Source organism: Bradyrhizobium algeriense (assembly GCF_036924595.1).
In the GTDB taxonomy this organism is placed as follows: Bacteria; Pseudomonadota; Alphaproteobacteria; order Rhizobiales; family Xanthobacteraceae; genus Bradyrhizobium; species Bradyrhizobium algeriense.
Genome location: NZ_JAZHRV010000001.1, coordinates 3,370,220 through 3,382,733, shown reverse-complemented (window position 1 = coordinate 3,382,733; position 12,514 = coordinate 3,370,220). Strand labels below are relative to the sequence as shown.

Sequence of the window (12,514 nt, the reverse complement as noted above, 5' to 3'; positions counted from 1 at the left end):
GTCCGCCGATCGGAAGTGTGCGGGCGTGCCGGCCTCGTTAGATCCGGAGCCGTCACTGCATGCGTGTCGTGGATCTGTGCGTGCGTTTCCTCGCGATGCCGACCATCTGGCCGCTGTCCGGCAGGGCGTAGTCTTGGGGGTAACCTTGGGGGTAACCTTGGTTGAACCGCCGCGGATCGGTGTAGGGGTTGCCCGGACCCTTGTTCTGGCAGTTGGCGTTCGGATAGAAGAACGCGCAATAGCCGGGTTCGGAGATGACTTGCTGTGCGATGGCGGGTGCCGTCATCACAGCCAACGCAGCCGCGGCGCCCACAAGCCTGTATCTCGACATCGGATTCCTCCTTGTGAAGGTCCCGAAGGAAACAACCCCGCGCGCCCGGAGCGCATTCCTCGCCGCGCCGGTCACACAAGCGTGACGACGGGGATCCGGTCGCCGGGGCTCACCGCTCCGCGCGATAATGGCCGGACTTGCCGCCGATCTTCTCGACGAGATGGATGCCTTCGATGCGAACGCCGCGTTCGACCGCCTTGATCATATCGTAGATCGTGAGGCAGGCGACCGACACCGCGGTCAGCGCTTCCATCTCGACCCCGGTCGGGCCGGTGACCTTGACGGTGGCGCGGACGATGCAGCCGGGCAGTTTCCTGTCGGGCGTGATGTCGAGCGTCACCTTCGACAGCGCCAGCGGATGGCACAGCGGGATCAGTTCCGAGGTGCGCTTGGCCGCCATGATGCCGGCGATGCGGGCCGCGCCCAGCACGTCGCCCTTCTTGGCGTTGCCGGAGACGATCAGATCGAGCGTCGCCTTGTCCATGACCACGCGTCCCTCGGCCACCGCCGTGCGCTCGGTCGCTGCCTTGGCCGAGACGTCGACCATCCGCGCTTCGCCCGACGCATCGATATGGGTGAGGGCGGAGCCGCCTTTGGAAGCCTTGTCCTTGGAAGCCTTGCCGGCCATCTCTCAATCGGTCCCGGTCGCACGCGGCGTATTGACCCGCGTCAGCAGCGCGCGGGTTGCCGCCGTCACGTCAGCCTGCCGCATCAGGCTTTCGCCGACCAGGAAGGTCGACATGCCGACGCGCTCGAGCCGCGCCAGATCCGCAGGCGCAAAGATGCCGCTTTCGCCGACCATCAGGCGATCGCGCGGGATCAGCGGCGCCAGCGCCTCGCTGGTCGCCAGCGTGGTCTCGAAGGTCCGTAAGTTGCGGTTGTTGACGCCGATCATCGGCGAGCGAAGCTTTAGCGCGCGATCGAGTTCGGCCGGGTCGTGGATTTCGATCAGCACGTCCATGCCAAGCGCGATCGCTGCGTCCTCCAGATCCCTGGCGGTAGCATCGTCGAGCGAGGCCATGATGATCAGGATGCAGTCTGCGCCATGGGCGCGGGCTTCCACCACCTGATAGGTGTCGAACAAAAAGTCCTTGCGCAGTACCGGCAGGCCGGTCGCCGCGCGCGCGGCCACCATGAAGTCGAGATGGCCCTGGAACGAGGGCGCGTCCGTCAGCACCGACAGGCACGCTGCGCCGCCGGCCTCGTAGGCCTTTGCCAGCGCCGGAGGATCGAAATCGGCGCGGATCAGTCCCTTCGAGGGCGAGGCCTTCTTCACTTCCGCGATCAGCGCATAGTCGCCGCGTGCCAGCTTGTCGCGGATCGCGCGCAGAAAGCCGCGCGGCGGCGATGCTGTCTTGGCGCGGGCGTCGACCTCGGACAACGGATGCGCCCGCTTGGCGGCGGCGATTTCCTCGCGCTTGTAAGCCTTGATCTTGGTCAGGATATCGGACATCTCTGGCGCCCCTCGGATCAGCCGCGCGAGACCGCGATCAGGTGTTTCAGCCGCGCCGCTGCCGCGCCGCTGTCGAGCGATTTGGCGCCGATCGCGACGCCGTCCTTCAGGCCCTTGGCGCGGCCAGCCACAATCAGGGCAGCCGCGGCGTTCAACAGCGCGACGTCGCGATAGGCGCTCGGCTTGCCGTTGAGCACGCTCGAGAGCGCCAGCGCATTGGCGTCGGCGTCGCCGCCCTTCAGCGCGTCGACATTGCAACAGGTGAGGCCCGCGTCCTCCGGCGTCACCTCGAACGTGGTGATCTTGCCGTTGTCGAGGCTGGCGACGAAACTTGGCCCGGTGAGCGTGATTTCATCGAGCCCGTCGGAGCCATGCACGACCCAGACGGATTCGGAGCCGAGGTTTTTCAAGACCTGCGCCAGCGGCTGCACCCAGTGCCTGGAGAACACGCCGACCATCTGCCGCTTCACGCCGGCCGGATTGGAGAGCGGGCCGAGCAGGTTGAAGATCGTGCGGGTGGCGAGCTCGACCCGGGTCGGGCCGACGTTCTTCATGGCCGGATGATGCGCGGGCGCGAACATGAAGCCGATGCCGGCCTCGGCCACGCAGCGGCCGACCTGATCGGGCGTCAGGTCGATCTTGACGCCGAGCGAAGCCAGTACGTCGGCCGCGCCCGAGCGCGAGGACAGCGCGCGGTTGCCGTGCTTGGCGACGGGTACGCCGGCGCCCGCGACGATGAAGGCCGCGCAGGTCGAGACGTTGACCGAACCAGAGCCGTCGCCGCCGGTGCCGACCACGTCGACGGCGTCCGCGGGCGCCTGGACCCGCAGCATCTTGCCGCGCATCGCGGCCACCGCGCCGGTGATCTCGTCGACGGTTTCGCCGCGGACCCGCAGCGCCATCAACAGCCCGCCCATCTGCGAGGGCGTGGCCTCGCCGGACATCATGCTGTCGAAGGCGGAGGCAGCCTCCTCACGCGACAGCGTCGCGCCGGTGGCGACTTTTCCGATGATAGATTTGAGGTCGTCCATCGCTTGGGCTTTCAGGATTGGGTGTCGTCTTAGCAAGACCGGCGCAAACCTTGGACTGGTCTTGGCCGATCATGCTCAGTTGTTAGCGCCCGTCACCTGCGCGAAGGCGGCCTGGTTGATGGAGGTGCCGATCTCGGATTCGATCTTCGTCACGTATTGCGCGACCTGTTCGTCGGTCAGAGCGCGCTGCAGCGTGTCCTTCAGTTTCTTCAGTTCGTCAGAGGCGGCGTCGACCGGCGGCACGGTCACGTCGGTGACGCGGTACACGATCCACTCGCTGCCACCGGCACCCGGCGTCTGCCCGACGCCGTCCTTGGGCGTGCGGAACGCGGCCGTGATGGCGGCCGAGGGGACGCCTGAAAGCGAGGCGTCGCGGCGGAAGCCGGTCGCGGTCTCGACCTTCGCTCCGACCGCAGCCGCGACCTCGGCAAGCGTGCCGCCTTGCTCGAGCTTCTGGACCATCTCGGTTGCCTTCGCGCGCAGCTTGTTCGAAATCTGGTCTTCGCGCCATTTCGCCTCGACCTGGCTGCGAACCTCGTCGAGCGAGCGCTCGCGCGAGGGCGTGATGCCGAGCACGTCGTACCAGACATAGCCGCCGGCAAACTGGATCGGTTCATTATCGACGCCGACATCGCTGTTGAAGGCTTGCGAGACCACGTCGAGGCCGCGCGGAATGTTGGCCACCGGCTGGCCGTCGGGCGTGCGGCCGGAGCGATCGACGGCTTCGATCGTGACGGGGGTCAGGCCGAGCTTCTGCGAAGCCTCCACCACATTGGCGCCGCCAGAGCGCTCGTCTTCCATCTTGTTCTGGATTTCGCTAACCTTGGCGCGCGCGCGTTCGGTCGCGAGTTCCTTCTTTATCTGGGCTGCAACGCTTTCAAAGGTCGGCGTCGTGCCCGGCTCGATCTTGCCGACCTTGACCAGCGCCACGCCAAACCGCCCCTGCACGGGCTGGCTGATTTCACCCGATGGCAGCGAGAACGCCGCATCCGCAATCGCCGGATCGATGATCGCACTCTTTGCGATCATGCCGAGGTCGACGTCGGCCAGATTGAGATTGCGCTCTTTGGCGAGGTCATCGAACGACATTCCCGACGTGATGCGGCTGCGCGCGGCCTGCGCTTCGCCTTCGTTGGGAAACACGATCTGCGACACTTCGCGCCTCTCCGGCGTGCCGAGCCGGTCGCGATTTTGTTCGAAGACCTTCTTCGCGTCCTCGTCGGTGACCTCGGTCCATTTGCCGATCTCTTCGGGGCTTATCACGACAAAGGACAGCTTGCGATATTCGGGTGCGCGGAACTGGGTCTTGCGCTCCTCGAAATAGGCGGCCAGCGCCTCGGGCGAGGGGGGATCGATCGTGCCGGCCTGCGCGGCGTCGAGTTTGACGAACTCGATCGAGCGCTGTTCGTTCTGGAAGCGGGTCATGGCCTCGATCAGGACCTTCGGCGGCTCCACCCCGGTCGAGACGGTGCCGACGATCTGGCGGCGCAGCCCGACGCGCCGCTGTTCGGCGAGGTAGCGTTGCTCGGTGTAGCCGAACTGCCGGATCGTGGCCTGGAAGCGGGCGGGATCGAACTTGCCGCCCAATCCCCTGAAATTCGGATCGCTGTAGATCAACCGCATGGTTTCTTCCTGGGACTGGGCGAGCCCCATGCGCCGGGCTTCCTCATCCAGCGCGGCTTCGGCGATGGTCTGTTGCAGCACCTGCCGGTCGAGCCCGAAGGCGCGGGCCTGCTCCGAGGTCAGGGGGCGGCCGAAACTGCGGCCGAGCTGCTGCAGCTTTTCCGTGTAGATCTGGCGGAACTGCTCGGTCGAAATCTCGGTCTTGCCAACCTTGGCGAGCGACGACTGGCCGAACCCCTTGAAGATGTCGGCGATGCCCCAAACTGCGAAACTGACAATCAAAACGCCCATCACGGTGGCCATGACAATCTTGCCGAGCCAGTTTGATGAGGCTTTCCGAATTCCTCGAAGCATGGGTCCAACTTGTTTTTGCAGGAGAGGGGAACCGGGTCGTGCCCGGCGAAAATTCGATTCCGTTCAGGATCGACTTCCGCAACAGAGCGTCACCGAGTTGAAAACGCATCATAAAGTGGCAGCGCCCCCCTCGCAACCTCGCCTGTGGGGGCCATTTGAAGCGGTTAACGGCCTGGGGGATCGCCCAACCGGTATCTGGAACTGGTGGCGTGCCTCTGCTAGCGCATCTTTAACGCTGACATTTGCGGGATAATTGACATGACCGACGCCATCCGGCCCCTGATCGCGGGCAACTGGAAAATGAACGGCCTGAAATCCGCCCTGGGTGAATTCGAAGCAATGATTGCCGGCGCAGGCGCGCTGGCCGGCAAGGCCGACCTGCTGGTTTGCCCTCCGGCCACCCTGATCGCAGGCTTTGCCGACAGGGCGCGCGGTTCAAAACTCACCGTCGGGGCCCAGGATTGCCACGCGAAGGCTTCGGGCGCCCATACAGGCGATCTCTCGGCGGAAATGCTGGCGGATGCCGGCGCCAGCGCCATTATCGTTGGGCATTCGGAGCGGCGTGCCGACCATGGCGAGACCGACGCGCTGGTCCGGCAGAAGGTGGAAGCGGCCTGGCGGGCGGGCCTCGTGGCCATCGTGTGCATCGGCGAGACCCAGAAGCAGCGGGATGCCGGCCAGACGCTGGATGTCTGCGGCGGGCAGCTCGCGGGTTCGTTGCCGGATGGCGCTGCGGCGGCCAATCTGGTGGTGGCCTATGAGCCGGTCTGGGCGATCGGTACCGGGCTGACGCCGACGACCGGAGATGTCGAGCAAGTTCATCGGTTTATCCGGGGTGTTCTCACCGAGCGATTTAAGGCCGAGGGCGGCAAGATCCGAATTCTCTACGGTGGATCGGTAAAACCCTCCAACGCCGCGGAGTTGATGGCCGTCGCCAATGTCAACGGCGCGCTGGTCGGCGGCGCCAGCCTGAAGGCGACGGATTTTCTGGCAATTGCTGAGGCCTGCTGACTCAGGCGGGCACGCCTTGCTCTAGTCGCTTCCAGTAGATCAGCGTGCCCGTAAGTCCGCCATGGGGTTTGAACGCGTAGTCCGGAATCACGCCGGTCAGCTGGAATCCCATCCGCTCATATAGTCCCGCGGCGCCCTCGTCCTCGGCGGTATCGAGTACCAATAGCCAGCGGCCGCGCGCGATCGCGATGCACTCGGCCTCGCGCAAAAGCGCGGTAGCGATGCCGCGGTGGCGGTGACTGACGCGCGTCATCATCTTTGCGATTTCGGCGCGGTGCGGCTGGTTTGGCGGAAGATCGAGCAACAGCGTGACCGTGCCGATCAGCCTGTCGCCGTCAAAGGCGCCGAGGATGATCCGCTCGCCGCGGCCTGCCGCGCTGAGCGAGTTCGACCAGAACGCCTCGGCCGCCGCCTGCGACAGCGGATGCATGAAGCTGACCGAGCCGCCGTTCGCCACGGTTTCGATCAGGATTTCACTGAGCATCGCCCGAGTTTCGGGCGTAGGGTTCAAGGTTTTGATTTCAATATCCGACATCAGGATGAATTTCCGCGAGGTTCAGCTTCGATGATTGCGGGCGCGCGCGGCGCGCGCCTGCTTGATCTCTGCAATCCGTTCGACATCCTTGATCTGCAGGTGACGGCCGCGTTCGAGGATTTCCAGCGTGTATTCTTCGTAGGTGAGGCCCAGCCGCTCGGCTTTCCGGATGCGAAACGCGACGATGCCGGGCGAGGGATTTTTCCAGGCCGCGCGATGCGCCGCCTTCCAGTAGAAGTAATTTCCGATCCCTCCGTCGCCCCATTCCGGAATGTGCTCCTGATCGAGCGGCGGACCGCCATTGTGGCCGGCGGGAGAAGAGCTTGCCGGGCTGGCCGGTTCGATCGCCAAACCTTCGATCTTGAGCTCCGCCATCGCCAGCTAACTCCGGGCAAGGGCAACGACATAGGTGCAGGGCGCGGCGCTCTCGTTGGCAAACGTCACTTCCGCCGGAGGGCCGAACCCGAGACAGTCGCCGGCCCGGAGTTCGTGGCGTTCGCCACCGTCGATGAGGACGAGCGCGCCCGACAACACCCAGAGGACCTGGCGGATGCGTGCGTAGGACGATGCGGGCAGCGTCACGCGCTGCCTCGCCGGCATCTCGACCTTGATGATCTCGACGGGATGATCGGGCCGGTTGAATACCTGCGTGCGCAGATAGCCGGTTTCGGGATCGCGCCACACCGGCTGGTCGACGGCCCTTGAAAGACGTTCTCCCTGGCCTTCGGCGCGCAGCATCAGGCCGGCGAGGGTGAGGTCGAAGGCGCTGGCGAGCCGCACCAGCACGACTGCGGTCGGACTGACCTCGGCGCGCTCGATCTTGCTGATGGTTGCCTTGGACACCCCGGAGCGCTCCGCGAGGTCGGCCAGCGACCAGCCTCGGCTGTCGCGCTCGAGCCGCAGGCGATGGGCGAGCCGGGCGCTAAGATCGTCCACTATAGTATCCATTCGTCTATTATAAGAGAAATTGGTGCGACCTCAAGTCCGGATTCGAGGTCGGCCGGGAGCCGGGGACAACCTTGCCATCGCCCCTGCGGCAATTATCTCCGGGGCTGCGGTTGGGGGTGACAATGCCCCGTCCGATCGTGTAACACCGCGCAACTTCAGGAAAACCCGCAAGCTCTTGGTGCAGCCGAAGTCCGGCGCTGTCAGCTTGTGACGGAAGGTTTTTAAGATGCAGACCGTCATTATCGTTGTTCACCTCATGATCGTTTCGGTGCTGATCGGCGCCGTGCTGCTGCAGAAATCCGAAGGCGGTGGCCTCGGCATGGGCGGCGGCGCCGGCTTTATGTCGAGCCGCGGCACCGCCAATCTCCTGACGCGGACGACGGCGATCCTGGCGGGGATTTTCTTCGTGACCAGCATGACGCTGGCCTGGCTCGCCGGTGTCGACCGCAAGCCGGCATCGATCCTCGGCTCACCGACGACGCAGTCGCAGCCCGGTGGCGCGACGCCGGTCGCTCCGCCGACCTCCGGCGGCGTGCTCGATACGCTCAAGAAGGTGGATGAACAGCAGGGCCAGTCGGGCCCGCAGGCCCCGCGTTCGCAATAAAGCAGGGTGGCTATGCAGGACGGTCTCTACCGTCCTGCATCAGAACTTCCCATTAGTGCTCTGATATCGCTTTAAAATTCACGTCACCCACAGCCCGGCAGAATGTTCGCCCGTGCATGCGATTCGTTTTGGCGAATCGGGGCTGTGGCCTTAAAGGTTGAGTCCCATGGCGCGGTACATATTCATCACCGGCGGCGTGGTTTCTTCGCTCGGAAAGGGTCTGGCTTCGGCGGCACTCGGTGCCCTGCTGCAGGCTCGCGGGTACAAGGTCCGTCTCCGCAAACTTGACCCCTATCTCAACCTCGATCCCGGAACGATGTCGCCGTATCAGCACGGCGAAGTGTTCGTGACCGACGACGGTGCCGAGACCGATCTCGATCTCGGCCATTACGAGCGCTTCACCGGGCGTCCGGCCACCAAGGCCGACAACATCACCACCGGGCGCATCTACCAGGACATCATCACCAAGGAACGCCGCGGCGATTATCTCGGCGCGACCATTCAGGTCGTCCCGCACGTCACCAACGCGATCAAGGAATTCGTGCTCTCGGGCAATGACGAATATGATTTCGTGCTGGTCGAGATCGGCGGCACCGTCGGCGACATCGAAGGCCTGCCGTTCTTCGAAGCGATTCGTCAGCTCAAGAACGAACTGCCGCGGGATCACGCGGTGTATATTCACCTCACGCTGCTGCCGTTCATCCCGAGCGCCGGCGAACTGAAGACAAAGCCGACCCAGCACTCGGTGAAGGAACTGCGCTCGATCGGCATCCAGCCGGATATCCTGTTGTGCCGCACCGACCGTGAAATCCCGAAGGAAGAGCGGCGCAAGCTCGGGCTATTCTGCAACGTGCGCGAAAGCGCCGTGATCGAGGCGAGGGACGTCGATAATATCTACGCCGTGCCGGAGGCCTATCACGCCGCCGGCCTCGACGACGAGGTGCTGGCCGCGTTCGGCATCTCGCCAAAAATTCCGCCGGCGCTGCAGAGCTGGAACGTCATCAACGAGCGCGTGCGCAACCCGGAAGGCGCGGTGACCATTGCCATCGTCGGCAAGTACACCGGCATGAAGGACGCCTATAAATCGCTGATCGAGGCGCTCTCGCATGGCGGCATCGCCAACAAGGTGAAGGTCAATCTCGACTGGATCGAGAGTGAGGTGTTCGAGAACGAGGACCCGGCGCCGTTCCTCGAACACGTCAACGGAATCCTGGTGCCCGGCGGCTTCGGCCAGCGCGGCGCCGAGGGCAAGATCCGCGCGGCGCAGTTCGCCCGCGTGCGCGACGTGCCGTATTTCGGCATCTGCTTCGGCATGCAGATGGCTGTGATCGAAGCCGCGCGCAATCTCGTCGGCATCGAGGAAGCCAACTCCACCGAGTTCGGCCCGACCAGGGAGCCGCTGGTCGGCCTGATGACGGAATGGCTGCGCGGCAACGAGCTGGAGAAGCGCTCGAAATCCGGCGACCTCGGCGGCACCATGCGGCTTGGCGCATACCCTGCGGCGCTGAAGCGCGGCAGCCGTGTGTCGCAAGTCTACGGCGGCGCCACCGAGATTTCGGAACGCCATCGCCATCGCTACGAGGTCAATACGGCCTACAAGGACCGGCTTGAACAGCACGGCCTGCGCTTCTCAGGGCTTTCGCCCGACGGCGTGCTGCCGGAGATCGTCGAATACGAGGACCATCCCTGGTTCATCGGCGTGCAGTTCCACCCCGAGCTGAAGTCACGGCCGTTCGAGCCGCATCCGCTGTTTGCGTCGTTCATTCAGGCGGCGATGGCACAGTCGCGGCTGGTATAAGATCTGGTAGGTGGGCAAAGCGGCAGCGTGCCCACCATCTGGCCGCCTGCCCGGTTTTGGATGAGGTGCCATTTCTTCACCCGCCCCTTGAGGGGGCGGGTCGACGCGCGCAAAGCGCGCGGCGGGGCGGGGTGACGGTCGCTCCACATCAAACAGTGTGCGTGTTGAGAGACCGTCACCCCACCCCGTCTCACATTACGCTGCGCTCCATGTGAGCCGACCCGCCCCCTCAAGGGGCGGGTGAAGTGGGCTCTGCCTTTGACGAAGGCGCGGATTGTTGCGACAAACCCCCGCCGTGAACGGCAAGAACAATAATTGAAGGAGCAAAGCCGATGATCATGGAAATGCGCGTCTACCGCTGTCTGCCGGGCCGCTTGCCAGCGCTGATGAAGCGCTTCGATACGCTGACGCTGAAACTGTGGGACAAGCACGGCATCAAGCAGGCCGGCTTCTACACCACGCTGATCGGCACCTCCAATCAGGAACTGACCTATTTCGTCGCCTGGGATTCGCTCGCCGATCGCGAAAAGAAATGGACCGCATTCCAGTCCGATCCCGACTGGATCGCCGGCCGCGCCAAGAGCGAGGAGGACGGCCAGATCATCGACAATATCGTCAGCCAGTTGCTGGTGCCGACGGCGTTCTCCGCGGTAAAATAGGGCGACGCTGCAACCCTGATATTCGGGGGTTAAACGGGGTTGATCCTGAGGTCGCGGACCGGCATGGTCCGCGGCAGATACGAAGGAAAATCCCTTGAACGCGAAAGTAGATGCAGCCCCGGTCGTCTCGGTCGGCCCGGTCAAATTCGGCAATAGCTTGCCGATTTCGATCATTGCTGGGCCGTGCCAGCTCGAGAGCCGCGCGCACGGGCTGGAAGTCGCGAGCGCGCTGAAAGAGATCGCAGGTCGCCTCGGAATTGGCCTCGTCTACAAGACCTCGTTCGACAAGGCTAACCGCACCTCGGGATCGGCCGCGCGCGGCGTTGGCCTCGCGCAGGCCCTGCCGATCTTCGCCGAGATACGTTCGTCGCTCGGGCTACCCGTGCTCACCGACGTCCACGAGGCTGCGCAATGCGCCGAGGCCGCACAGGCGGTCGACGTGTTGCAGATTCCGGCCTTCCTGTGCCGTCAGACCGATCTGCTGCTGGCAGCCGCGGCGACCGGCAAGGTTGTCAACGTCAAGAAGGGCCAGTTCCTCGCGCCGTGGGAGATGGCGAACGTCGTCACCAAGGTCACCGGCGGTGGCAATCCAAATGTGCTGGTGACCGAGCGCGGCGCCTCGTTCGGTTACAATACATTGGTCTCCGACATGCGCGCGCTGCCGATCATGGCGCAAACCACGGGCGCGCCCGTTATCTTCGACGCCACCCATTCGGTGCAGCAGCCGGGCGGGAAGGGTACCTCGTCCGGGGGCCAGCGCGAATTCGTCCCCGTGCTGGCGCGCGCGGCGGTAGCCGTCGGCGTCGCCGGCGTGTTCATCGAGACCCATCCCGATCCCGACCGCGCGCCGTCGGACGGGCCTAACATGGTGCCGCTGCGCGAGTTCGAAGCGCTGGTGAAGCGGCTGATGGCGTTTGACGCGTTGGCTAAGAACGCTGCGCCGTGACCGCCACCAGCGGCATGCCGCCGGCGCTCAATATCATTGCACTCGCGACCTTTTCGGCAGCCCTGTCCGCCCGCGCGCTGGATCCGGTATTGCCGCACGTGGCCGCGGATTTTTCCGTCAGCATCGCTACCGCCGCCAGTTTCGCCGCCGCCTTTGCCTTCACCTTTGCCATCATCCAGCCCGTGCTCGGCGCCATGGCCGACATGTTCGGCAAGGCCCGGCTGATGATCGTCTGCCTGGTGCTGCTCGGGCTTGCCAATATTCTCGGCGCGATGGCGACCTCGTTCCCGCTGCTGTTCGCAAGCCGGATTCTCGCAGGCATCGGCTCCGGCGGCGTATTCCCGGTCTCGCTCAGCCTGACCAGCGATCTCGTCGGTCCCGAAAAACGCCAGGTCGCGATCAGTCGTACATTGGCGGGCGCGATGACCGGCAATCTGCTGGGGGCCTCCGCGTCCGGCCTGATCGGAGACTTTCTCGGCTGGCGCGGCGTGCTCGCCGTGCTCGGCGTTCTTGTCGTGCTGGCTTCGATCGCGGTGGCGGCCGGGTTTCGCGGTGCTGCGCTGACCCGTCCGCCGCGCACCGGCCTGTCAGCCCTCCTGCAAGGCTATCGCACGATTTTCACAAACCCGAATGCGCGCGTCTGCTACGGGGCCGTGTTCATTGAAGGCTGCTGCGTGCTCGGACTGTTTCCGTTCCTCGCGGCCTTCCTGTTCGAACTCGGCGAAACCTCGCTGTCGATCGCCGGCATCGTCATCGCGGGCTTCGCCGTCGGCGGGCTGTTCTACACCATGACGGTGTCGCGGTTTCTGCCGAGGATCGGCGTCAATGGCATGATGATCGGCGGCGCGGCGATGGTCGGCGTGCAGCTCATCGCGGTGGCGATGGGGCCGGAATGGAGATTGCAAACGCTCAGCCTGATTTTCATGGGCTGGGGGTTCTACATGATCCACGGCAGCCTGCAGGTATTCGCCAGCGAATTGTCGGCGGAAGCGCGCGCGACCGCGCTGTCGCTGCACGCGTTCTTTTTCTTCATGGGCCAGACCATCGGACCGATCGCCTACGGTTTCGGCATCCAGCACGCCGGCAAGGTCCCGACCTTGCTGACCGCAGCGGCCGTCATGATCGCGCTCGGCTTTGCCTGCGCAAAGCTGCTGCGCCAGACGCGGCCGGCGGACGCGGCGGCGACCTAGACGGCGCCCTCACAAGAATCCGATGATGTAA

14 protein-coding genes are annotated in these 12,514 nt (G+C 64.7%); 6 read left to right on the top strand and 8 right to left on the bottom strand.

Annotated features, from left to right (window positions below; genetic code table 11):
* Positions 1-52: 52 nt before the first annotated feature.
* The 5 genes from V1286_RS16685 to V1286_RS16665 form a co-directional block, all read right to left on the bottom strand.
* Positions 53-331, bottom strand: a complete 279-nt coding sequence (locus V1286_RS16685) for a hypothetical protein (protein ID WP_334481058.1) — start codon at positions 329-331, stop codon at positions 53-55.
* A gap of 109 nt (positions 332-440) precedes the next feature.
* The gene (gene moaC / locus V1286_RS16680) at positions 441-959 is read right to left on the bottom strand and encodes a cyclic pyranopterin monophosphate synthase MoaC (RefSeq protein ID WP_334481057.1); all 519 of its coding nucleotides are present in this window, start codon (positions 957-959) and stop codon (positions 441-443) included.
* Positions 960-962: 3 nt separating this feature from the next.
* On the bottom strand, positions 963-1,784 hold the full coding sequence (gene trpC, locus V1286_RS16675; RefSeq protein WP_334481055.1) for an indole-3-glycerol phosphate synthase TrpC: 822 nt from the start codon (positions 1,782-1,784) through the stop codon (positions 963-965).
* 17 nt (positions 1,785-1,801) lie between these two features.
* Positions 1,802-2,815 carry an anthranilate phosphoribosyltransferase gene (trpD, locus tag V1286_RS16670; protein ID WP_334481054.1) on the bottom strand — a complete coding sequence of 338 codons (1,014 nt, stop codon included), beginning with the start codon at positions 2,813-2,815 and terminating at the stop codon, positions 1,802-1,804.
* Between the two features lie 75 nt (positions 2,816-2,890).
* Positions 2,891-4,792, bottom strand: coding sequence for a peptidylprolyl isomerase (locus tag V1286_RS16665; protein ID WP_334481052.1), 1,902 nt, complete (start codon positions 4,790-4,792; stop codon positions 2,891-2,893).
* A 258-nt stretch (positions 4,793-5,050) separates the two neighbouring features.
* On the opposite strand from V1286_RS16665, the gene tpiA reads away from it, so the two are divergent.
* Positions 5,051-5,803, top strand: coding sequence for a triose-phosphate isomerase (gene tpiA / locus V1286_RS16660; protein ID WP_334481051.1), 753 nt, complete (start codon positions 5,051-5,053; stop codon positions 5,801-5,803).
* A gap of 1 nt (position 5,804) precedes the next feature.
* Here tpiA and V1286_RS16655 read toward each other — a convergent pair whose 3' ends face one another.
* Genes V1286_RS16655 through V1286_RS16645 form a run of 3 tightly spaced genes read right to left on the bottom strand, consistent with a single transcriptional unit; the run spans position 5,805 to position 7,286 of the window.
* Positions 5,805-6,338, bottom strand: coding sequence for a GNAT family N-acetyltransferase (locus V1286_RS16655; protein ID WP_334481050.1), 534 nt, complete (start codon positions 6,336-6,338; stop codon positions 5,805-5,807).
* A 21-nt stretch (positions 6,339-6,359) separates the two neighbouring features.
* Entirely contained in the window at positions 6,360-6,713 is a 354-nt protein-coding gene (locus V1286_RS16650) for a hypothetical protein (protein ID WP_334481049.1), read from the bottom strand.
* A gap of 6 nt (positions 6,714-6,719) precedes the next feature.
* Positions 6,720-7,286, bottom strand: coding sequence for a helix-turn-helix domain-containing protein (locus tag V1286_RS16645; RefSeq protein ID WP_334481048.1), 567 nt, complete (start codon positions 7,284-7,286; stop codon positions 6,720-6,722).
* Between the two features lie 226 nt (positions 7,287-7,512).
* Here V1286_RS16645 and secG point away from each other — a divergent pair, with 226 nt between their 5' ends.
* From secG to V1286_RS16620, 5 genes are all read left to right on the top strand, one after another.
* Positions 7,513-7,890: a preprotein translocase subunit SecG gene (gene secG, locus V1286_RS16640; protein WP_334481046.1), complete on the top strand. Its 378-nt coding sequence runs from the start codon at positions 7,513-7,515 to the stop codon at positions 7,888-7,890.
* Positions 7,891-8,056: 166 nt separating this feature from the next.
* Positions 8,057-9,688, top strand: a complete 1,632-nt coding sequence (locus V1286_RS16635) for a CTP synthase (protein ID WP_334481044.1) — start codon at positions 8,057-8,059, stop codon at positions 9,686-9,688.
* 332 nt (positions 9,689-10,020) lie between these two features.
* Entirely contained in the window at positions 10,021-10,347 is a 327-nt protein-coding gene (locus V1286_RS16630) for an NIPSNAP family protein (protein WP_057834587.1), read from the top strand.
* Between the two features lie 94 nt (positions 10,348-10,441).
* Positions 10,442-11,293, top strand: coding sequence for a 3-deoxy-8-phosphooctulonate synthase (kdsA, locus tag V1286_RS16625; protein WP_334481042.1), 852 nt, complete (start codon positions 10,442-10,444; stop codon positions 11,291-11,293).
* Between the two features lie 14 nt (positions 11,294-11,307).
* Positions 11,308-12,483 (top strand): MFS transporter, encoded by a 1,176-nt coding sequence (locus V1286_RS16620; protein ID WP_334489699.1) that lies wholly within the window; start codon positions 11,308-11,310, stop codon positions 12,481-12,483.
* Positions 12,484-12,514 lie beyond the last annotated feature (31 nt).

Coding starts and splice junctions, on each gene's coding strand:
- V1286_RS16685 (WP_334481058.1), bottom strand. CDS start 331: ATGTCGAGATACAGGCTTGTGGGCGCCGCGGCTGCGTTGGCTGTGATG.
- moaC (WP_334481057.1), bottom strand. CDS start 959: ATGGCCGGCAAGGCTTCCAAGGACAAGGCTTCCAAAGGCGGCTCCGCC.
- trpC (WP_334481055.1), bottom strand. CDS start 1,784: ATGTCCGATATCCTGACCAAGATCAAGGCTTACAAGCGCGAGGAAATC.
- trpD (WP_334481054.1), bottom strand. CDS start 2,815: ATGGACGACCTCAAATCTATCATCGGAAAAGTCGCCACCGGCGCGACG.
- V1286_RS16665 (WP_334481052.1), bottom strand. CDS start 4,792: ATGCTTCGAGGAATTCGGAAAGCCTCATCAAACTGGCTCGGCAAGATT.
- tpiA (WP_334481051.1), top strand. CDS start 5,051: ATGACCGACGCCATCCGGCCCCTGATCGCGGGCAACTGGAAAATGAAC.
- V1286_RS16655 (WP_334481050.1), bottom strand. CDS start 6,338: ATGTCGGATATTGAAATCAAAACCTTGAACCCTACGCCCGAAACTCGG.
- V1286_RS16650 (WP_334481049.1), bottom strand. CDS start 6,713: ATGGCGGAGCTCAAGATCGAAGGTTTGGCGATCGAACCGGCCAGCCCG.
- V1286_RS16645 (WP_334481048.1), bottom strand. CDS start 7,286: ATGGATACTATAGTGGACGATCTTAGCGCCCGGCTCGCCCATCGCCTG.
- secG (WP_334481046.1), top strand. CDS start 7,513: ATGCAGACCGTCATTATCGTTGTTCACCTCATGATCGTTTCGGTGCTG.
- V1286_RS16635 (WP_334481044.1), top strand. CDS start 8,057: ATGGCGCGGTACATATTCATCACCGGCGGCGTGGTTTCTTCGCTCGGA.
- V1286_RS16630 (WP_057834587.1), top strand. CDS start 10,021: ATGATCATGGAAATGCGCGTCTACCGCTGTCTGCCGGGCCGCTTGCCA.
- V1286_RS16620 (WP_334489699.1), top strand. CDS start 11,308: ATGCCGCCGGCGCTCAATATCATTGCACTCGCGACCTTTTCGGCAGCC.